The 20,582-nt window shown below is 70.3% G+C and carries 19 protein-coding genes; 10 read left to right on the forward strand and 9 right to left on the reverse strand.

Annotated features, from left to right (window positions below; translation table 11 throughout):
- Nucleotides 1-81 precede the first annotated feature (81 nt).
- Nucleotides 82-1,353 (reverse strand): SWIM zinc finger family protein, encoded by a 1,272-nt coding sequence (locus OG718_RS44900; RefSeq protein ID WP_328846860.1) that lies wholly within the window; start codon nt 1,351-1,353, stop codon nt 82-84.
- Nucleotides 1,350-4,205 carry a DEAD/DEAH box helicase gene (locus tag OG718_RS44905; RefSeq protein WP_328846861.1) on the reverse strand — a complete coding sequence of 952 codons (2,856 nt, stop codon included), beginning with the start codon at nt 4,203-4,205 and terminating at the stop codon, nt 1,350-1,352. The genes OG718_RS44900 and OG718_RS44905 overlap by 4 nt, the downstream gene beginning before the upstream one ends.
- A 280-nt stretch (nt 4,206-4,485) precedes the next feature.
- On the opposite strand from OG718_RS44905, the gene OG718_RS44910 reads away from it, so the two are divergent.
- Complete coding sequence (locus OG718_RS44910) at nt 4,486-5,529, forward strand: acyl-CoA desaturase (protein ID WP_328846862.1); 1,044 nt, start codon at nt 4,486-4,488, stop codon at nt 5,527-5,529.
- 105 nt (nt 5,530-5,634) lie between these two features.
- On the forward strand, nt 5,635-5,817 hold the full coding sequence (locus OG718_RS44915; RefSeq protein ID WP_055611783.1) for a hypothetical protein: 183 nt from the start codon (nt 5,635-5,637) through the stop codon (nt 5,815-5,817).
- Nucleotides 5,818-6,003: 186 nt separating this feature from the next.
- Here OG718_RS44915 and OG718_RS44920 read toward each other — a convergent pair whose 3' ends face one another.
- From OG718_RS44920 to OG718_RS44930, 3 genes are all read right to left on the reverse strand, one after another.
- Nucleotides 6,004-6,870, reverse strand: a complete 867-nt coding sequence (locus tag OG718_RS44920; RefSeq protein WP_143633054.1) for a hypothetical protein — start codon at nt 6,868-6,870, stop codon at nt 6,004-6,006.
- 194 nt (nt 6,871-7,064) lie between these two features.
- On the reverse strand, nt 7,065-7,382 hold the full coding sequence (locus tag OG718_RS44925) for a hypothetical protein (RefSeq protein ID WP_260694877.1): 318 nt from the start codon (nt 7,380-7,382) through the stop codon (nt 7,065-7,067).
- 108 nt (nt 7,383-7,490) lie between these two features.
- Entirely contained in the window at nt 7,491-8,024 is a 534-nt protein-coding gene (locus OG718_RS44930) for a PadR family transcriptional regulator (RefSeq protein WP_143633057.1), read from the reverse strand.
- A gap of 99 nt (nt 8,025-8,123) precedes the next feature.
- Here OG718_RS44930 and OG718_RS44935 point away from each other — a divergent pair, with 99 nt between their 5' ends.
- Entirely contained in the window at nt 8,124-8,879 is a 756-nt protein-coding gene (locus OG718_RS44935) for an alpha/beta fold hydrolase (RefSeq protein WP_143633059.1), read from the forward strand.
- A 46-nt stretch (nt 8,880-8,925) separates the two neighbouring features.
- On the opposite strand, the gene OG718_RS44940 is transcribed toward OG718_RS44935, so the two are convergent.
- Nucleotides 8,926-9,525 (reverse strand): class I SAM-dependent methyltransferase, encoded by a 600-nt coding sequence (locus OG718_RS44940; RefSeq protein WP_143633061.1) that lies wholly within the window; start codon nt 9,523-9,525, stop codon nt 8,926-8,928.
- A 179-nt stretch (nt 9,526-9,704) separates the two neighbouring features.
- Here OG718_RS44940 and OG718_RS44945 point away from each other — a divergent pair, with 179 nt between their 5' ends.
- The 5 genes from OG718_RS44945 to OG718_RS44965 all read left to right on the forward strand — a co-directional run bounded on the left by OG718_RS44945 (nt 9,705) and on the right by OG718_RS44965 (nt 14,758).
- Nucleotides 9,705-10,478 carry an MHYT domain-containing protein gene (locus OG718_RS44945; protein ID WP_143633063.1) on the forward strand — a complete coding sequence of 258 codons (774 nt, stop codon included), beginning with the start codon at nt 9,705-9,707 and terminating at the stop codon, nt 10,476-10,478.
- A 63-nt stretch (nt 10,479-10,541) separates the two neighbouring features.
- Nucleotides 10,542-13,094, forward strand: coding sequence for a sensor histidine kinase (locus OG718_RS44950; protein WP_328846863.1), 2,553 nt, complete (start codon nt 10,542-10,544; stop codon nt 13,092-13,094).
- Nucleotides 13,091-13,528 (forward strand): roadblock/LC7 domain-containing protein, encoded by a 438-nt coding sequence (locus OG718_RS44955; protein ID WP_328846864.1) that lies wholly within the window; start codon nt 13,091-13,093, stop codon nt 13,526-13,528. The genes OG718_RS44950 and OG718_RS44955 overlap by 4 nt, the downstream gene beginning before the upstream one ends.
- An 18-nt stretch (nt 13,529-13,546) precedes the next feature.
- The gene (locus OG718_RS44960) at nt 13,547-13,960 is read left to right on the forward strand and encodes a DUF742 domain-containing protein (protein ID WP_328847941.1); all 414 of its coding nucleotides are present in this window, start codon (nt 13,547-13,549) and stop codon (nt 13,958-13,960) included.
- Between the two features lie 195 nt (nt 13,961-14,155).
- Nucleotides 14,156-14,758, forward strand: coding sequence for a GTP-binding protein (locus tag OG718_RS44965; protein WP_328846865.1), 603 nt, complete (start codon nt 14,156-14,158; stop codon nt 14,756-14,758).
- Nucleotides 14,759-14,839: 81 nt separating this feature from the next.
- Here the strand turns inward: OG718_RS44965 and OG718_RS44970 are convergent, their stop codons facing one another.
- Nucleotides 14,840-15,268, reverse strand: a complete 429-nt coding sequence (locus OG718_RS44970; protein ID WP_143633070.1) for a PPOX class F420-dependent oxidoreductase — start codon at nt 15,266-15,268, stop codon at nt 14,840-14,842.
- A gap of 96 nt (nt 15,269-15,364) precedes the next feature.
- Here OG718_RS44970 and OG718_RS44975 point away from each other — a divergent pair, with 96 nt between their 5' ends.
- The gene (locus OG718_RS44975; protein ID WP_055611773.1) at nt 15,365-15,778 is read left to right on the forward strand and encodes a roadblock/LC7 domain-containing protein; all 414 of its coding nucleotides are present in this window, start codon (nt 15,365-15,367) and stop codon (nt 15,776-15,778) included.
- Between the two features lie 124 nt (nt 15,779-15,902).
- A complete protein-coding gene (locus OG718_RS44980; RefSeq protein WP_328846866.1) occupies nt 15,903-17,039 on the forward strand; it encodes a DUF6397 family protein in 1,137 nt (378 codons plus the stop codon).
- Between the two features lie 10 nt (nt 17,040-17,049).
- On the opposite strand, the gene OG718_RS44985 is transcribed toward OG718_RS44980, so the two are convergent.
- A complete protein-coding gene (locus tag OG718_RS44985) occupies nt 17,050-17,922 on the reverse strand; it encodes an acyl-CoA thioesterase (RefSeq protein WP_143633072.1) in 873 nt (290 codons plus the stop codon).
- A gap of 19 nt (nt 17,923-17,941) precedes the next feature.
- Entirely contained in the window at nt 17,942-20,455 is a 2,514-nt protein-coding gene (locus tag OG718_RS44990; protein ID WP_143633074.1) for a DEAD/DEAH box helicase, read from the reverse strand.
- Nucleotides 20,456-20,582: the final 127 nt, after the last annotated feature.

Here is a 20,582-nt window from a genome sequence, read left to right on the forward strand (position 1 = left end):
CACCGGGCGTCCACCACTCATCCGGTGGACGGTGCCGGTGCCTGCGTGCGCCAAGTGCCCTGGGTGCTCTTCAGACAGGCGTCACTCCTGCCCCTCCGCCAGAGCGAGCGCGGTCGCCGGATCCTGAGTGGCGGGGCCGGCGGGAGCCCAGCGCCCCCGTTCCTTGCGATAGGGCCACCAGCGGCCGTCCGTCCCCAGACGCAACTGTGTCCGACCGCCGACGACGGTCCAGCGGTTGCGGGACGCGCGCAGAGGCGGCCGCTGGTCCTCCTCCCAGGCCGACTCCAGGGCGGCACGCGCGCGTGCGAGGGTTTCCGCCTCCACTGGTCGGTCTTCCTCCAGGACTTCGAGCGCGGCCGTGCGCCCGTGTTCCCAGGCGCGGACGGCCAGGGCCAGCCCCTCGCGGTTTCGGCCCGACCCCTCCGCGAGCCGGTCGGTCACCGAAGTCCCGGGAACACCCGAGGCCAGCCGCACGGCGTCCTGCGCGAGCGTCAACCCGGCGTGTATGGAGCGCTGTTCGTGGCCGGCCATGAGGGCTTCGCCGAGCAGACGGTGCGCCTCGCGGGCGGCCTGCGCAGCCAGGAACTCCAGCGCGGCCGGATCGACTCCGGACGGTGGGCCGGTCTCCGTGTCCAGGGAGGGCGGCAGCCCCGGCTCAACGGGCACGGGAGGCGTGTCGGGCAGCGGGGGCAGGATGTCCCCGTCCGCGTACGCCTCGGCGGCGTCCACGCCCTCGTACGCCTGCTCCTGTCCGGGAGCCTCGGTCTCGGTCCGGGGGACGCTGCGAACCTGCAGCTCGTCCAGCAGTTCGCGCTCTCCGCGACCGCGCAGGAGAAGCAGCACGAACGGGTCCTGATCCAGCAGCCGCGCCACCTGGTAGCACAGCGCCGCCGTGTGACCGCAGTGGTCCCACGCGCCGCAGTCGCACTGCGCCTCGAGATCGCCCAGCCCCGGAAGGAGTTCGACGCCGGCGGCCGCCGCGTCCTCGACGAGATGCGGCGGCATCTCGCGGTCCAGCAGTGCCGCGATGTGCCCGGCCCGCTCGACGGCCATGTCCAGGAAGCGGTCCCACTGCTCCTCGGACAGTTCCTGCAACAGGACGTCGGCGCGGTGGGAGGTGCGGTCGCGGTCCATGACCACCGCGGTGATGCGCCCCGGGCGGACCGACACGGCGCCCACGGTCCCCGCCCGGGCCAGCCGGCGGCCCGTCTTCACCTGCTCGGAGTCCAGCGCCGCGTCCTCCAGGGCCTTCAGCCAGGCCTGCCCCCACCAGGTCTGCGCGAAGCCCCGCCCGCCCGCGGGCGGCAGGGCGGCGAAGGTGCGCTCCGGGATGCTGCCGTACGGGTCACTCATCGGGTGCCTCCTCGCAGTTCCACCAGGTCGGCCAGTTCGGAGTCGGTCAGCTCGGTGAGGGCCGACTCCCCGGACCCGAGCACCGAGTCCGCCAACTCCCGCTTGCGCACCAGCATGTCCGCGATGCGGTCCTCGATCGTCCCCTCGGCGATCAGCCGGTGCACCTGCACCGGCCGGGTCTGTCCGATGCGGTACGCCCGGTCGGTGGCCTGGGCTTCGACGGCCGGGTTCCACCAGCGGTCGTAGTGCACGACATGTTCTGCCTGTGTCAGGTTCAGGCCCGTGCCCGCAGCCTTCAACGACAACAGGAAGACGGGCACTTCACCGTCCTGGAATCGCTGCACCATGGCCTCGCGCTCGGGCACCGACGTACCCCCGTGCAGGAACTGCGAGGTGACGCCGCGTGCGCTCAGGTGCCGCTCGATGAGGCGCGCCATCCGCACGTACTGCGTGAAGACCAGAACGCATGCCCCCTCGGAGAGGATCGTGTCGAGCAACTCGTCCAGCAGCTCCAGCTTTCCGGAGCGCCCGGGGATCTTCGGCCTGTCCTCCTTGAGGAACTGCGCCGGGTGGTTGCAGATCTGCTTCAGGCCGGTGAGCAGCTTCACGATCAGTCCGCGTCGCGCCATGCTGTCGGCGCCCGAGATCTCGGCGAGGGTCTCGCGGACCACTGCCTCGTACAGACCCGCCTGCTCCTTGGTGAGCGACACGGCCCGGTCGGTCTCGGTCTTCGGCGGCAGTTCGGGCGCGATGCCCGGGTCGGACTTGCGGCGGCGCAGGAGGAACGGCCGCACGAGCTGGGCGAGCCGGTCCGCCGCTCCTGGATCCTGCCCGCCCTCGACCGCCTTGGCGTACCGGTTGCGGAAGGTGCCGAGCCTGCCCAGCAGGCCCGGTGTCGTCCAGTCGAGAATCGCCCACAGCTCGGAGAGGTTGTTCTCCACGGGAGTTCCGGTGAGCGCCACGCGCGCGCGTGCACCGATCGTCCGTAGCCGCTTGGCCGTGTCCGAGTACGGGTTCTTCACGTGCTGCGCCTCGTCGGCGACGACCATGCCCCAGGAAGCCTCGGCCAGCCGTGGCGCGTCGAGCCGCATCGTGCCGTACGTGGTGAGTACGAACTCGCCGGCGGCCAGCCCTTCGAGGCTCCGTCGCCCACCGTGGAAGCGGCGCACCGGAGTGCCCGGGGCGAACCGCTCGATCTCGCGCTGCCAGTTGCCCATCAGGGACGTCGGACAGACGACGAGCGTGGGCCCCGCGGCGGACTCGTCGGTCTGCCGGTGCAGATGGAGGGCGATCAGCGTGATCGTCTTGCCCAGGCCCATGTCGTCCGCGAGACAGCCGCCAAGACCCAACGAGGTCATGCGCGCCAGCCAGTTGAGCCCCCGCAGCTGGTAGTCGCGCAGGGTCGCGGCCAGTGCGGCGGGCTGCCCGACCGACTCCTGTCCCTCCGGGTCCGCCAGACGGTCCCGCAGCGTCGTCAGCCACCCCGTGGGCTGTACGTCGACTCTCCGGCCGCCAACCTCCGTGGAACCCGTCAGAACGGCGCTCAGCGCGTCGATGGGCGTCACCTTGTGATCCTGCTGGGCGCGGGCGCGACGGACCTCCTGGGGGTCGACGAGCACCCACTGGTCACGCAGCCGCACCATGGGGCGGTTCGCCTCGGCGAGTTGGTCCAGCTCCTGACGTGTCAGGTGCTGGTCGCCCAGGGCGAACGACCAGTCGAAGGCCAGCAGCGCGTCGGCCGACAGGAACGACGGCGTGTCCGACGACAGTCTGTCGGGGCCCTGTTCCTCGTTCGGTGGACCGATGACCGCGCGGGCCGTCAGTTTGTGCGCCAGTTCCCTGGGCCAGTGCACCTCCACACCCGCGGCCGCGAGCGATCGGGCACCCTCACCGAGGAGCTCCGTGACTTCCTCGTCGGCGAGTTCGATCGAGTCCGGCACGGTCGCCGACAGCAGAGGAGCGAGCGGGGGCCAGGCCCGTGCGGCGCGACGCAAGGCGAGCAGGGCATCCATCCGCGCGCGCGGACCGAAGGCCGGGCTCGTGCCGCCCCAGACCTCGGACGCGTCCGCCAGCAGGGCCGGATCGCTCACGCTGTGCAACTGCGGCACCGCACGGAACGGCAGCCGGGTCTCGTCGGACACGGCCGACGCGAGGCCCGGCACCTCGACGCGCAGCGAGATCCGTACGCCGGCGTCGTGTCCCGCGGCCACGTCGGCGGCCCACGCACGCTGCTCGGGCACGTGCTGCGGTTCGGGAGCGGCGAAGGCGGGGCCGCCCGCCGCGAGCGTCGCGGCGGGGGAGCGGGGCAGCGTGTCGGCGACCGCGTCGAGGAAGGCACGCAGCAGCAATTCGGGATCGGGGAGCCGTAGCGGCTCCGCCTCGTCGACCGGTACCGCGTGTGCGTGCGGCGGCATCGCGGCGGCCAGTTCGCGGATCCGCCCCAGGTCCGCAGCGCCCAAGGGGCCGGCACGCCATGCGTCGTGGTCGCCTGTGCTCAGACCGGGCAGCAGCAGCCCGCGCGCGGCGAGTTGGAGCGCGAGCACGGCCGCGGCACCCCAGAAGGTGGTCGCCCTGTGGGCGTGCGCCACGGCACGCGCGCGCGTGAGCACCGGCAGAGCGGCCCGCACCGGCAGCACGACGGCCGGCACGGTCACCAGCTCGACACCCTCCTCGCCGGGCAGAGCGACCGTCAGCTCCTCGACAGCGCCGGAATCGACCGCGGGAGGGTCTTCGCCGTCGGGCATCCAGAAGGCGACGGTGCCGGTACGGGCCGGATCGGCAGGCATGAACACGGCACAGCAGCGGGCCAGTTCGGAGATCTCGGAGGGAGTTGCCGCAGGAATCCTCTGCACAGCGATGACGCGTTCCTCAAATTTGACTACCTGTGGTCAAGGTCGCCGAGGATACAGCACGAGTAACGCTCGGTGGTCATCGATTGGTGTGACACGGGCCACTCTCTCCTGGGGGTGTTGCCAGGTCCACCCGGCGGCCGAGGCTGTCCCCGCCCGGACACGGGGGGTGGCGCCATGGTCGCCCAGGGTCGCCGATCCGTAGGTTTCCTGAGGTCGGCGTTCCCCGCGGCCGGCCTGCCGCAGCCCGCTTCTTCCAGCCTCCAGAGACCGGAGTCCCGCCATGCCCGAAAACGTCACAGCCGTTGCGGAACGCCCTCCCAGGGTCCCCGCCGGAAGCGAGTTCACACCGCTCTTGCGCACCGTCAAGGGCCAGGGCCTTCTCGACCGCAGGCAGGGCTGGTACGCACTGGCCATCGCCGTCAACGCGCTGGCCCTGACCGGCGTCGTCGCGGGCGTCGTCCTGATCGGCCACTCCTGGTGGGTGCTGCTCCTTGCCCCGCTGCTCGCGGTGATGTCCGCCCGCACGGCCTTCATAGGCCACGACGCGGGGCACTCCCAGATCGCGGCCAGCCGCTCGATGAACCGTCTCATCGGGCTCGTCCACGGCAATCTGCTGCTCGGGATGAGCTACGGATGGTGGAACGACAAGCACAACCGTCACCACGCCAACCCCAACCACATCCACAAGGATCCAGACGTCGTGGCCGACGTCCTGGTCTTCACCAGCGGACAAGCCGCCGACCGCAGCGGCTTCCGGCGCTGGCTCACCCGCAACCAGGCCTGGCTCTTCTTCCCGCTCACCCTCCTCGAAGGCATCGCCCTGAAGATCCACGGCTTCCAGGACCTGCGTCGACAGCCTCCGCGGGAACGCCTGGCCGAGGGCTTCCTGCTGGTGGCGCACGTCGCCGGGTACGTGATGCTGCTGCTCGGCTCGATGTCCCTCGGCACGGCTCTCGCCTTCGCCGCGCTTCACCAGGCGCTCTTCGGGCTGCACCTGGGCCTGGCCTTCGCGCCGAACCACAAGGGCATGGAGATGCCCGACCCCGATGGCGAGGGATGGGGGCATCTGCGTCGTCAGGTGCTCACGTCGCGCAACATCCGAAGGGGCGCCGTGACCGACTGGTTCCTGGGCGGCCTCAACTATCAGATCGAACATCACCTGTTTCCCAGCATGCCCCGCCCTCATCTGAAGCTCGTCCAGCCCCTGGTGCGCGCACACTGCCGAGAGTTGGGTATCCCTTACGCGGAGACGGGACTCGTGGACTCCTACCGGCAGGCCCTGCGGCACATGTACGAGGTCGGCGAGCCGCTCAGGGTCGAGTAGGGGACGCGACTCAGGGTTGTATCAGGGTCGCGGCCTGGAACTGCAGGGAACACGGGCCCGTTCTCAAGACAGAGAGCGGCAGTGGCCGCGAAGGAGGCTACGCACATGTCGAAGAACGCGAAGATCGCCGTAGGGGGTGTGGCGGTCGGGCTTCTCCTGCTCATCTGGCTGCCCTGGTGGGCTGCCCTCCTGATCGTCCTGGGAGTTCCGACGGCAGCGTATCTGACGCTGGACCCCTCGCAGCGGCGCAGGTTGCGCCGTGTGTCCCGCAAGGAGCTGGGCCGCTGAGGCGGGGCCGATCCGGTCGATTCCCTTCCAGAGCGCAGGAGTTGACCATGTCGCCGCTCACGGGCCTGCCGACGGTACGGCCCGCGGGCGGCGCGCGCCCCGCTCCACCCACGCCGTGAGCGCGTCGAGCACCGACCGCTAGCGCGACAGGACCGACCACGGCCGCTCCGGACCGATCCACCGGGCTCAGCTGGGACGTACGGCGATCTTGTCCAGTGCTTCCAGCAGCCCGGGCAGTTCAGGCCCGCGGCCGACCGGCAGAACCTCTCCGGGCTTCTCGTCGAGGAGCACGAAGGCGATGTCGTCGGTCCTCGCCACCATCGACCAGCCCGGCCCGTCGGCCCGAAGCATCCTCGCGTCACCCGAGGCGAAGGACGACCGCACTCGGCCGAGGGGAGGTGCCGAGTCCACATACGAGCGAGCCTCCGCGAGGACGCGCTGGACGCCGGTGAGGGGTGTGCTCCCGCTGTCGCCGGCCTCTCCGCCCTTGCCGGACTCGTCGTCCTGCGGGTCCTGCTCCGGCGGCGCCTCGCCGTTCTGACCGGCGAACTCCTCGTCGTCGATCTGCTCACGCCACGCCGCCCACTGGAGGGCGATCTCGTCGGCGCCCAGGCGTCGCTGCGCCGGGCCCCACGTGGATGTGTCCGGCGGGGACAGGGGTGCCTGTTCCGCGATGTCGGGCGGCGGATCGTGCGGGGCGGGCACGCCGGGCGCCGCCACGGCAACGGCGAGCGGCCACCCGGGCAGCGCCGCGACCATCGAGCGTTCGTCCGGCGACAGGTCGTACTCCATGCCGCAGTCCCAGGACGCGATGGCGACAGCCACCAATGAGACGTCGTCGATGACAACCGTCCACCGCGACCCGTCCCCGTCCTGGCCGAGCACCAGGCCGTACCCGTCGGCGAGCGGTGCGAGAGCGAGCGCCGCGCACGCTTCCGGGTAGTCGTCGCCCAGCACGCTGGGGAACTGCGCAGGCGTCAAGAGCACCGCCGTCAGCACATACAGTGCGTCGTCGTCCCCGGAGGCGACGGCCTCATCGTCCGTCCCGGCCATCCCTGCCTCCCCATCGCTATGTCCGTCGGCGCACCCTAATGCGCCCCCGCGGCGCTTGTCACGGGTCCCGAATGCGTACGGAGCTGCGCTTGTCCCCCTGGACGGGGGCGAAACGACCACTGATCGCCGCCCCGCCCGTCCCGCGTCCGCCCCTGCACGGACCCGCCTTGGTATCGACCTGCTGCTCGCCGGCGTCAGGCGGCAGGAAGGCCGAGCAGCGTCCGGGCCACCGCCGTGGGCGACTCGTCGCGCTCCCGTGCGAGCGCGATGACAGCCCGGCACGCCAGCTCATTGACCCCGAACGAGAGCGCCTCCGGCGACACCCAGGTCGCGGCCTCGTCGATCCCGTCCTGGTCGTCCTCGGCGCACGCCGACACATACGCCGCGGCGGCCTCGAACAGGTTGTGGGTGCGCTTTTCCGGCCGGCGCTTCGCCCCGGGCGGATGCTCCGAGGACTCGATCGGTCGCGGGCGTGAAACGAACTTCCAGAGTCTGGCCAGTGTGCCGGACATGCGGGCCACCTTCCCCCTGTGCGGTTGCCGTAGCCGATCGCTCATGTGCTGCTACTCAACGTAGAGTTGAAGCTTCGACTTCAGAAGAGGGACAGGGTTGTGGAGCGGTCACCGTCCACCCGGGTCGAGTGAGTCGATCATGGACCGCAGCCATGCCAGTTCGGCCCGGCTCGTGGCGCGCGCGATGGTGAGGATCCCGCGCCGGAAGGGATCGTCCAACTCCTCGGCCCGCAGCGGTCGATCACCTTCGTAGAAGAAGCTCGCCGGTTCATCGAGGAAGGCGAGCCGTCGTCGTAGAACGGCGGCCTGGGCCGTGGCGTCGTCGAGGTGCCGGAGGAAGGCGAGCACCGTGAACCAGCGGTTCTCGTCGGTGATGTCGCGCTGCACGGGTTCCGCCAGTCTGCGGCGCAGTTCGCGTCTGCCGTCCTCGGTGAGTGTCAGGACGTGACGCGGGGCGGCCACCGCGCCCGGCTCCGTCGCGCGAGCCAGCAGACCGGCCGTCTCCAGTCTTTTGATCGCCGGATACAGAGTGCTCTCGGCCACGGGCCGCACATGGCCCGCGAGCGCGGTGATGCGCTTGCGCAGCTCATAACCGTGCAGCGGGGTGTCGTACAGGAAGCCGAGGATGGCGAGTTCCAGCATGCCCGTATTCTGCCTCACCCTCGTGGTACATCGGATCAGTGATACATCGGGTCCGATGTATCCTCCCGGAGAAGCACGCGACAGAGCAGGGGAGTGGCGATGAAGCAGGCCGAGTTCGACGGCAAGGGGAACTGCGTCCGCTGGACGGAGGTCGCGGGTGACGATCCCGCGCGGGTGTACGTGCACGGCCTGGGGGCCGCATCGACCGTCTACCACGCGCACATCGCGGCGCGGCCCGAACTGGCCGGTCGCCACTCCCTGTTCGTCGACCTGCCAGGACACGGCATCAGCGACAGGCCCGAGCACTTCGGCTACACCCTGGACGACCACGCGAACGCGCTGGCGGCGGCGCTGGACGCGGCAGGCGCCACCGGCGCGGAACTGATCGCGCACAGCATGGGCGGCTCCGTCGCCATCGTGCTCGCCCATCGGCGGCCCGATCTCGTCTCACGACTGGTCCTCACCGAGGCCAACCTCGATCCGAGCCCTCCCGTCACCGCGGGCAGCACCGGAATCGCCTCCTACGAAGAGGACGAGTACGTGAGCAGCGGACACGCGCGCGTGCTGGAGAAGGTCGGCCCGCAGTGGGCGGCGACCATGCGGCTCGCGGACCCGCGTGCCCTCCACCGCACCGCGACCGGACTCTTCCGCGGATCGAACCCGACGATGCGCAGCATGCTCGAAGGCCTGGCGATCGAGCGGGTCTATCTGCAGGGCGCCCTCAGCGGCGAACTCAAGGGCAGGGAAGCCCTGGAGGAGGCCGGGGTGCGGGTGGTGACGGTGCCCGGCGCGGGGCACAACATCATGTTCGACGAACCGGCCGCCTTCGCCGCCGAGATTGCCGGGACGGCCTGAGGCCGACGGGACGCCCCAAGCTGCAGTAACGTCCTCATACGCAGCCTCAGGGGAGGCGTACGGCCAGCGCGAGGAACCGGGAGTCCTCGTCCACGTACGAGGTCAGACGCCAGCCGGAGCCGGACAGGAGCAGGCGGAGGTTGGACTCCGCCCGCAGGTCGTCCTGTGTGATCTGTCGGCCCTGGCGCGCCGCGAGGGCCGCCCGGCCGATCGGGTGGAAGAGCGCCAGCGTTCCGGCGGGCCTGACGACCCGCGCCAACTCCCGCAGATTCTCCGAGGGGTTCGGAAGGTGGGCGACGAGGCCGGCCGCGAACACGGCGTCGAGCGACTCCGAGCGCAGCGGCAGCCCCGCCACGTCGGCGAGTAGCAACTGCCCGTCCCGGTCACGGCCCGCCCGTACCGCGGCCTCCAGCATGGCCGGGGTGACGTCCGCGCCGAGGACCGTTCCTGAGGGCCCCACGGCGTCCCTCAGGGGCGGCAGGGCACGACCCGTACCGCAGCCCGCGTCGAGCACCCGGTCGCCCTCCCGCAGCCCGAGTTCGGTGACGGCCGCCGCGTACACCGGACCGTCGTCGGGGAACCGGGTGTCCCAGTCGGCCGCGCGGGCCCCGAAGAACTCCTGGACATGCGTGTGGTCGTCGCTCATGCACCGCATGATCCCGCACCGACGGGTGAGCGATGCGATCGAACGCCGACACGGACCACAGCGCGGCGCGCATGTTCGAGCGTGACGCGATCGTTCCGGTGCACTGCTGCGCCATATTCCACCACCTTTCGAAACGCGCCCCCTTCGTGCGCTCCGAGCGGGACTAGCGTCCCGGAGCCATGGGACACCTGGACCACGCCACCTTCGGCTGGCTGACCCCCGTGCTGTCGTACGTGATGGCCTGCATAGGCGCCGCCCTCGGACTGCGCTGCACGGTCCGCGCGCTCGGTGCCTCGGGGCGGTCGCGCCGCAACTGGCTGCTCACCGCGGCCTCCGCCATCGGCACGGGCATCTGGACGATGCACTTCGTCGCGATGCTCGGCTTCAGCGTCAGCGGCACCGACATCCGCTACGACGTGCCACTGACCATGCTCAGCCTGCTCGTCGCCGTGGTCGTCGTCGGCGCGGGCGTGTTCGCCGTCGGATACGGCCGCGACCGCGGCCGTGCGCTGGTGCTCGGCGGGCTCACCACCGGGCTCGGTGTGGCGAGCATGCACTACCTGGGCATGGCCGCACTGCGGCTGCACGGCGACGTCACCTACGACCCGGTGCTCGTCGGGATCTCGGTCCTGATCGCCGTCGTCGCGGCGACCGCGGCCCTGTGGGCGGCGCTGAACATCAAGTCGCCGATCGCCGTCGCCGTCGCCTCCCTCGTCATGGGCGGGGCGGTGAGCAGCATGCACTACACCGGGATGATCGCCGTCGGCGTGCGGGTCTCGCCCTCCGGCGACGTCCTGCCCGGGGCCACGGCGATGCAGTTCATCTTCCCCCTCGCCGTCGGCCTCGGGTCCTATCTCTTCCTGACATCGGCGTTCGTCGCGCTCTCCCCGACGGCGGGGGAGCGCGAGGCCTCCGCCTCGGCCCAGCGGCCCGTCGAGAGCGCCGCCCGCTAGCGGAGGGCCCGGACCGGCGACCCGGCGGGCGCGTCCCCCCGAACCACTCCGAGCGAGGAGGCCATGCGTACACCCCGTAGGACCCCGACAGACGGCTCCCAGACACCACCGAACCCGGTGCGGGGCCGCCGCGCGCACGCCGGACCGCCGGCCGACGAGGGCTCCGGCCCGGAGGAATCCGCCGACATGGAGCCCAGTGACGCACCCACGCGCGAGGGAGGCTGGAGCCTGCGTCCCCGGACCGTGCGGGCGAAGATCGTCTGCCTGCTGATGGTGCCCGTCGTCTCCCTGCTCGCCCTCTGGGCGTACGCCACCGTCACGACCGCGCAGGACGTCTCCAGGCTGCGGCAGTTGCAGCGCGTGGACGCCCAGGTGCGTGCGCCGGTCGCCGCGGCCGTCGCCGCGCTCCAGGAAGAACGCGCGGCGGCCGTCGGCTACGCGACCAAACCCGCCGCCGACCGGGCGGGCGACCTCAAGAAGCTGACGGCACGCACCGACCGGGCCGTGGCGAAACTCCGGCTCGGGGACGACAGCACTGTCGCCGACAGCGAGGAACTGCCCTCCGGAGTGGCCGGACGCCTCGAAACCTTCGTCACCGGAGCCGAACAGCTCCGCTCCCTGCGGACCGCCGTGCTCGACCGGAGGGCCGGCTGGCACGAGACGCACGAGCGGTACACCAAGACCATTGCGACGGCCTTCTCGGTGGGCGGCGCGCTCACCGGCATCCAGGACGCGGAAATCGGCTCCGACGCGCGCGTGCTGCTCGAATTCTCACGGGCCGGTGAGGCCCTCGCGCAAGAGGACGCGGTCCTCGTGGGTGCCCGGCTCGCCGGAACCCTCGACGGGCAGCGACTCCGGATGTTCACCGGCGCGGTCGACACACGCAGGCTGCTCACAGAGTCGGCCGTCCCCGATTTCCGCGGCTCCGAACGAGTCGCCTGGCAGGGACTGGTGGAGGGCAGCGCGTACGCCGACGTACACGCCGTCGAGAACGACGTGCTCGCGGCCGGTCCGGGCGGCAGGGCGCTCGGCGCCGCACCCGAGGAGACCTGGAACGCGGCGCACGCGCGCGTGCGGGACGACATGCGAACGATCGAGGCGGACGCCGGCAGTGGTGTCGCGGACCGGGCCGACCCGCTCCGGCGCGGTCTGCTCGCCCCGGCCGGTGCCGCGGTTCTGCTGGGACTCGTCGCCGTGGCCGCGTCCCTCGTCATCTCCGTACGCATCGGACGCGGCCTCGTCATCGAGTTGGTGAGCCTGCGCAACACCGCCCTGGAGATCGCCCGGCGCAAACTTCCGCACGCCATGCGGAAACTGCGCGCGGGCGAGGAGATCGACGTCCGTGCCGAGGCCCCGCCGGGACCGCCCGCGGAGGACGAAGCGGGACAGGTCGCGGAAGCCCTGACCACCGTGCACCGTGCCGCCCTGCATGCCGCGGTCGAGCGTGCCGAGCTCGCCAGCGGCATCTCCGGAGTCTTCGTCAACCTCGCCCGCCGCAGCCAGGTTCTCGTCCACCGCCAACTGAGCCTGCTGGACACCATGGAGCGTCGCTCCGACGACCCGAACGAACTGAGCGACCTCTTCCGGCTCGACCACCTCACCACCCGCATGCGCCGCCACGCGGAGAGCCTGATCATCCTCTCCGGCGCCGCTCCCGGCCGTGCCTGGCGCATGCCGGTCTCCCTGACGAACGTGGTCCGTGCCGCCGTCTCCGAAGTCGAGGACTACGCGCGCGTGGAGGTACGACAACTCCCGGAGACCGCGGTCGTCGGAGCCGCGGTGGCGGACCTCACGCACCTGCTGGCCGAAATCGTCGAGAACGCCGCCCAGTTCTCACCACCCCACACCCGGGTGCGCGTCACCGGAGAGCCGGTCGGCAACGGCTACGCCGTGGAGGTCGAGGACCGAGGGCTCGGCATGGGCAAGGAGACACTCGCCGAGGCCAACCGCCGCATCGAGCAGTCAGAGGCACTCGACCTCTTCGACAGCGACCGGCTCGGCCTCTTCGTGGTCAGCAGGCTCGCGGCCCGTCATGGCATCAAGGTTCACCTGCGGACCTCGCCCTACGGAGGCACCACCGCGGTCGTCCTGCTGCCCACGCCACTGCTGCAGGCCGCCGCGGAGGAACGTTCCGGTGGCCGCCGGGCGGACCCGGAGAAGGCCGCGGAGCGCGCGTACGCGCGTGTGCCCGGCCCCGACCCGAAACGCGACTCCGTAGAGGCTCTCTCCGTAGAGGCACTGAACGAGCGGCCCGCGCTCGTGCCTCCCATACCGATCGGGGCGGAAGCCTCGTCCGAAGGCAAGCGCGAAGGTCATCCGCCGCCCGGCGTCACCACCCTGCGCCTGCACCGACCCGAGGACGACACCGTGGAATCCGACGAACTCCCACGGCGCGTACGACAAGCCAGCCTCGCCCCGCAACTGCGCAAGGGACGACCCGACGAGCCGGCGGAAGCCGCGCCTCGGAAGGACGACGAGCGCACCCCCGAGGCGGTACGGGACCGCATGGCGGCCTACCGCGCGGGGTGGACCCGCGGCGGCGGCCGTGCACCCGGTCTCGGCGTCACCCCCGACCCCGTAGCGGGCAGCGACAGCAGCGAAGGAGACCCCGCATGATCCAGGAACCGGGCATGGGGACCGCCCAACGGTCCGGCGAACTCGACTGGCTGCTGGACGACTTGGCGCTGCGCGTCGCCGAAGTGCGGCATTCCGTCGTGCTGTCCAACGACGGACTCGCGGTCGGCGCGTCCAGCGACCTCAGGCGCGACGACGCGGAGCATCTCGCCGCGATCGCATCCGGCTTCCACAGCCTGGCCAAGGGGGCCGGCCGTCACTTCGGCGCCGGTGGCGTACGCCAGACCATGGTGGAGATGGACGACGGCTTCCTGTTCGTGGTGGCCGCCGGAGAAGGCTCCTGCCTGGCCGTCCTCAGTGCCGTGACGGCCGACATCGGCCTGGTCGCCTATGAGATGGCGCTCCTGGTCAAACGGGTGGGGGAGCACCTCTACTCGGCACCCCGCGCCGCCGCTCAGCCGCCCGCGGCCGGGTGACCGACGATGCCGGCGCACATGGCCGAGGACCGGACAGATCCTCCTGAACAACCGGGCAGCCAGTGGTACGACAACGAGGCCGGGCCGCTCGTCCGCCCCTACGCGATGACGGGCGGACGCACCAAGTCCGGCCCGACCGGGGTGCGCTTCGACCTGATCGCGCTCGTCTCGCTCGACTCGGGGGCACCCGACCTCCGCGACGACACCGGACTCGGGCCGGAACACAGAGCCCTCATCGAACTCTGCCGGATCGAGACCCAGTCGGTCGCCGAACTGGCCGCGGACGCCGACCTCCCCGTGGGCGTGGTGCGCGTGTTCCTCGGCGACCTCCTGGAACTCGGCTGCGTCAAGGTCTGCCGCCCGGTGCCGCCCGCGCAACTGCCGGACGAGCGCATCCTGCGCGAGGTCATCGAAGGACTGAGGGCCCTGTAGATGACGGATCACACCCCCTGTCGAACCGTCCCGCACCTCGTTCCGCGCTCATCGCGGTACCGAAGGAGCACGAGACCGCCAGAACGGTCAATTTGCTGTCAAACGCCGCGAAGCGGAGTCGTAGTTGCCATGATGCCGAATCCGCACACACGTACTGATGTCGGCCGTGGTCGGCACTCCCGAGAGAAGTGATCGATGGTCTCCGAACACTCCGACGCCACGAGCGGTGAGACAGCCCTGGCGTTGAAGGTTCTTGTCGCCGGCGGATTCGGCGTGGGCAAGACCACCCTGGTGGGCGCGGTCAGTGAGATCAGGCCGCTGCGTACCGAGGAACTGCTGAGCGAGGCGGGCCAGTCGGTGGACGACACCGACGGGGTGGACCAGAAGGTCACGACGACCGTCGCCATGGACTTCGGCCGCATCACCATCAGGTCGGGCCTGTCGCTCTACCTCTTCGGCACGCCGGGCCAGGACCGGTTCTGGTTCCTGTGGGACGAACTGTCGCAAGGGGCCCTCGGAGCCGTCGTCCTCGCCGACACCCGGCGGCTGGAGGACTGCTTCCCCGCGGTGGACTACTTCGAGCACCGGCACATCCCCTTCGTGGTCGCCGTCAACTGCTTCACGGGCTCGCGGACGTACGGCGCGCACGAAGTGTCACGCGCCCTCGACCTCGACAAGGGAACGCCCGTGGTGCTCTGCGACGCCCGTGACCGCGACTCGGGGAAGGAGGTGCTGATACGTCTCGTCGAGTACGCCGGGCGGATGCACACCGCCCGGCTGCTCGACTCGGTCGGCTGACGCGAGGAACTTCGCCCGGCCGACACGAAGGGCTTCAGTGGGCTGACATGGGTCCCTCGCTCACCCGCCGCGCAGGCCCGCTCAGTTCGCGAGGCCGCCTTCCGCGAGGACCTTCTCGATCCTCACGCGTACGAGGAGTTCGCCGGGCACGCCGTTGCGGGCGCCGAACTCCTCGGCCCGCTCCTCGCCCATGTAACGGCCTCCGATCCTCCCCGCCCACAGTCGGAGTTCGTCGAGGTCCTCCGAGATCCGGGCGCGCCCCTGCAGGATGACGTACGCGTACGGCGGCCGGTCGTCGTCCACACACAGGGCGACGCGGCCGTCGCGGGCCAGATTCCGTCCCTTGACAGTGGTCTTCGACGTGTTGAATACCAGGTCGTCCCCGTCGAGCAGGAACCAGATCGGTGCCACATGAGGGCTCCCATCGGCCCGGACGGTCGACAACTTGCCCGTGCGGGTGCCGTTCGAGACGAAGGCCCGCCATTCCTCATCGGTCATCTTGTGTGCCATGCCCCTATCCTCCTTGCCCGGACGGCGGTGGTGGGGAAGGCTGGTTGATCAGATCCTCCGGCCAGGGGGAGCCACATATCCACGGGGAGACGGATCATGGCGGAAAACCAAGGACTTGGCTGGCTGCTGGACGACCTGACCCAGCGTGTGGAGCACGTACGACACGCGCTGGTGCTGTCGAACGACGGCCTGGTGACCGGGGCGAGCACGGGGCTCAGGCGGGAGGACGCCGAGCATCTCGCCGCCGTCTCCTCGGGCCTGCACAGCCTGGCCAAGGGGTCGGGCCGGCACTTCGGCGCGGGCCGGGTACGCCAGACGATGATCGAGTTCGACGACGCCGTGCTCTTCGTCACGGCGGCCGGCACAGGCAGCTGTCTGTGCGTGCTCAGCGCGGCGGAGGCCGACATCGGCCAGGTCGCGTACGAGATGACGCTGCTCGTCAACCGCGTCGGCGAACACCTCCACGTCGATGCCCGCCAGCCGGAACACTCGTCCTCGATAGACCTCTGACCTGCACAGACTCTCTGTCGCCGGAGTTATCCACAGGCTCGGCGGGAGGCGCGGCGAACCGGCTACGGTTTTTCTCGAAGCAACCGCACGCAAGTGCACACCGCTGCTACGGGGGAGAACCATCATGTCCGGCAACACCATCACGCAGTCCGTCACGCCCAGCGCGAACACCGCTGCCGCTCTTCTGAACGCCACTGCCGTCGGCGCGAATCCGGCCGTCGCCACGTCGGCCCGGCAGACCCTCGCACAGAGCCGCGCGGCACGAGAGCTGGGGCTCAAACGAGGCGAGTTCGACCTCGCCGTACGACTCGGTCGCATCCGAACCGTCCCGGACGAAGGCGGCGGAGGCCGTCGCGTCGCCCGCGCGGAGATCGACCGGGTGATGTCCGAGGACGGGTTCCCGGACGGGTTGAAGGAACGCGTCAAGGCGGTCGGTACGTCGGAGGGCGCGGCTCTCATGGACGTGACGGCAGCCCGGTTCACGAGGTTCGCGCGCCTGGGCTTCGTGGTGCCCGTCAAGTTCTATCTGAACCGCTACAGGGCCGTCGTCTGGCTGTATCTGGCGGAGGAACTGCGGCAGTTCGCCGAGGCCGAGGAGAACGCTCCGCTGTTGAACGGGCGTACTCCCGAAGGGCTGCGCGACCAACTGGACGCGGGCCTGGACCTCAGGGCCCGGAACTGGCGAGGGCGCCATGTGGGCTTTCTGCTGCGGCAGACCGAGGACCCGTGGGCCCGTGCCGCGGCTGTGGCCTCACTGCTCGATCCCGCGCAGGTCGCGGAGATCGTCGCCGATCCGTACGAACGCGCCTACATGAGCCGCTTCGATCCGGAACGGACCACACACGGCGCTCCCGACTCGCCCGCCGCCCACGTCGCCGCACGGATCATGACGGCAGAGGACCCGGACGAGATCAGCTGGCTCCGGTCCGACTTGGCCAACACCCTGCAGGAGGCGCGGGCACACCGTCGGGCGCCACGACCGACACCGACCCCCCGGACCGCTCCGGCTGTGAGTCGGGAACGAACACAGCTGATCGAGGAGCAGCGGCAGTCGATCGAGGAGAGGCGGCATTCCGGCGACGCGCAGCAGGCGTCCGTGGCGCTCTGGGCGAGCGATGGGCTCCGGCCGCGCGACGCGCTCCGGTCGGCCGACGGACGGCAGTCGACAGGAGTGCGGCAACAGGCCGAGGCACGACGGACGATCGACGAACCGGAATGCCCTCGACGCCTCTTCGGCTGGCTGCGCCGCAGAAACCCCTGACCCGTCGGCGTCAGCCCTCCAGCTTGCGGAACAGTCCCTCCTGGACGACAGAGACGAGCAGACGTCCCTCCAGGTCGTAGATCCGGCCCCGGGCCAGCCCTCGGCCACCCGTCGCGATCGGCGACTCCTGGTCGTACAGGAACCACTCGTCGGCACGGAACGGCCGATGGAACCACATCGCGTGATCCAGGGACGCCATGTCGAAACCGCGCTGGCCCCAGAGGGGTTCCACCGGGATACGGACGGCGTCCAGAAGCGTCATGTCGCTCGCGTAGGTGAGCGCGCAGGTGTGGACCAGAGGGTCGTCGCCCAGAGGACCGACGGCACGCATCCACACGGCACTGCGCGGTTCGGCGTGCTCGATCTCCTCGGGCGTCCAGCGCAGCCGGTCCGCGTAGCGGATGTCGAAGGGCTGGCGCCTGGCCATGCGCTCCAACGTCTCGGGGAGCGCACCCAGATGCTCCTTGATCTCCTGAGTGACGGTCGGGAGCGACTCGGGATCCGGGACCTCACGCGCCGGCGGCAGCTGGTGCTCGAAGCTCCCTTCCTCAGGCTTGTGAAAGGAGGCGGTCAGATTGAAGATCGTGCGGCCCTGCTGCACGGCGGTGACGCGACGCGTGGTGAACGACCGGCCGTCGCGGACCCGTTCGACCTGGTACACGATCGGCACGCCCGGCCGGCCCGGGCGCAGGAAGTACGCGTGCAGCGAGTGCACGGGGCGTTCGCCGTCCGTGGTGCGGCCGGCGGCGACCAGGGCCTGGCCCGCCACCTGCCCGCCGAAGACCCGCTGCAGGGACTCCTGCGGGCTGCGCCCACGGAAGATGTTGACCTCGATCTGCTCCAGGTCGAGCAGGTCGACGAGTCGCTCCGCTGGATTCGTCATGTGTCGCGTTCTCCTGTGCTCACAACTGGCCGACGTCGGTGACCTTGACGATGGCACGGCCCTCGGCGTCCGAGGCCGCGAGGTCGATCTCCGCGCTGATGCCCCAGTCGTGATCGCCGTTCGGGTCGGCGAAGGCCTGGCGAACGCGCCACAGTCCGTTCTGCGGCTCCTCCTCGATGAGCAGCAACTTGGGCCCGCGCGCGTCGGGGCCGGTACCGAGGTCGTCGTACTCGTCCCAGTACTTGTCCATCGCCTCGCCCCAGGCGTCGGCGTCCCAGCCGGACTCGCCGTCCATCTCGCCGAGTTCCCCGACATGGTCGAGGGCGGCGAGCTCGACGCGGCGGAACATGGCGTTGCGGACGAGCACCCGGAAGGCGCGAGCATTGGCGGTGACCGGTTTGACCTGGTCGGCCCTCTCCTGGGCCTCCTCGGCCGTCATCACCTCCGGGTTGGCGAGTTGCTCCCACTCGTCGAGGAGACTGGAGTCGACCTGACGCACCATCTCGCCGAGCCAGGCGATCAGGTCCTCCAGGTCGTCCGACTTCAGGTCGTCGGGGACGGTGTGGTCGAGGGCCTTGTAGGCACTTGCCAGGTAACGGAGGACGATGCCCTCGGTGCGGGCAAGCTCGTAGTAGGACACGAACTCCGTGAAGGACATGGCCCGTTCGTACATGTCACGGATGACGGACTTCGGGGAGAGGGGATGGTCGCCCACCCACGGATGGCTCTTGCGGTAGGTGTCGTACGCGTGGAAGAGCAGCTCTTCCAGCGGCTTGGGGTACGACACGTCCTGGAGCCGCTCCATGCGGTCCTCGTACTCGACGCCGTCCGCCTTCATCGCCGCGACGGCCTCGCCGCGGGCCTTGTTCTGCTGGGCGGCGAGGATCTGCCGAGGATCGTCCAGCGTGGACTCCACGACGGACACCATGTCCAGGGCGTACGAAGGCGACTCGGGATCCAGGAGCTCGAACGAGGCCAGCGCGAAGGTCGACAGCGGCTGGTTGAGGGCGAAGTCCTGCTGCAGGTCGACGGTGAGCCGCACGATGCGCCCCTCGGCGTCCGGCTCGTCGAGCTTCTCCACGACGCCGCCGTCGAGGAGCGAGCGGTAGATGGCGATCGCCCGCCGGATGTGCCGCAGTTGCTGCTTGCGCGGCTCGTGGTTGTCCTCCAGCAGATGCCGCATCGCGGCGAAGGCGTTGCCGGGCCGGGCGATCACCGAGAGAAGCATCGTGTGCGTGACCCGGAAGCGGGAGGTCAGCGGCTCCGGGTCGGACGAGATCAGTTTCGCGAACGTGTTCTCCGTCCAGGCGACGAAGCCTTCAGGCGCCTTCTTGCGCACCACCTTGCGACGCTTCTTCGGGTCGTCGCCCGCCTTGGCGAGGGCCTTCTCGTTCTCCACGACATGCTCGGGAGCCTGCGCCACGACGAAGCCCGCCGTGTCGAAGCCCGCCCGTCCGGCACGGCCCGCGATCTGGTGGAACTCCCGTGCGCGCAGCGTCCGCACCCGGGTGCCGTCGTACTTCGTCAGAGCCGTGAACAGCACGGTGCGGATGGGGACGTTGACGCCGACACCGAGGGTGTCCGTGCCGCAGATGACCTTCAGCAGACCGGCCTGCGCCAGCTTCTCCACCAGACGCCGGTACTTGGGCAGCATGCCGGCGTGGTGCACACCGATGCCGTGCCGTACGTAGCGGGAGAGATTGCGGCCGAACTTGGTGGTGAAGCGGAAGTTGCCGATCAGCTCGGCGATCTGGTCCTTCTCCTCACGCGTGCACATGTTGATGCTCATCAGCGCCTGCGCCCGCTCCACGGCCTGGGCCTGCGTGAAGTGCACGATGTAGACGGGCGCCTGCTTGGTCTCCAGAAGCTCGGTGAGCGTCTCCGTGAGCGGCGTCAGTTTGTACTCGTAGGAGAGGGGCACGGGCCGGGTCGCCGAGCGGACGACCGCGGTGGGACGCCCGGTGCGCCGGGTCAGGTCCTCCTCGAACATCGAGACGTCGCCGAGCGTCGCCGACATCAGGATGAACTGGGCCTGCGGCAGTTCGAGGATCGGGATCTGCCAGGCCCAGCCGCGGTCGCCCTCGGCGTAGAAGTGGAACTCGTCCATCACGACCTGGCCGACATCGGCCCGCTTGCCGTCGCGCAGCGCGATGGATGCCAGGACCTCGGCGGTGCAGCAGATGACCGGCGCGTCGGAGTTCACGGACGCGTCGCCGGTCAGCATGCCGACGTTCTCGGTGCCGAACATCTTGCACAGTTCGAAGAACTTCTCCGAGACGAGAGCCTTGATCGGCGCCGTGTAGAAGGTGACCTCGTCCCGGGCGAGCGCCGCGAAATGCGCACCCGCGGCGATCATGCTCTTGCCGGAACCGGTGGGCGTCGAAACGATCACGTTCGCGCCCGAAACCACCTCGATCAGCGCCTCCTCCTGGTGGGGGTAGAGCGTGAGACCGCGTTCCCCGGCCCACGACTCGAAGGCTTCGTAGAGGGCGTCGGGATCTGCGGTCTTCGGCAGCTGATCGATAAGGGTCACGCCCCCATCTTGCCTGTGAACGCCCTTGAGGGGGGAATCGGCTGTGGGGCGGAAGATCACGAACGCTACGCTGTGGCGCCGACGGAGCGTCAGCGCGCCTGGGCAACTGGCTGTCAGTACAAGTGGA

Origin of the sequence: Streptomyces sp. NBC_00258, assembly GCF_036182465.1 — a bacterium.
In the GTDB taxonomy this organism is placed as follows: domain Bacteria; phylum Actinomycetota; class Actinomycetes; order Streptomycetales; family Streptomycetaceae; genus Streptomyces.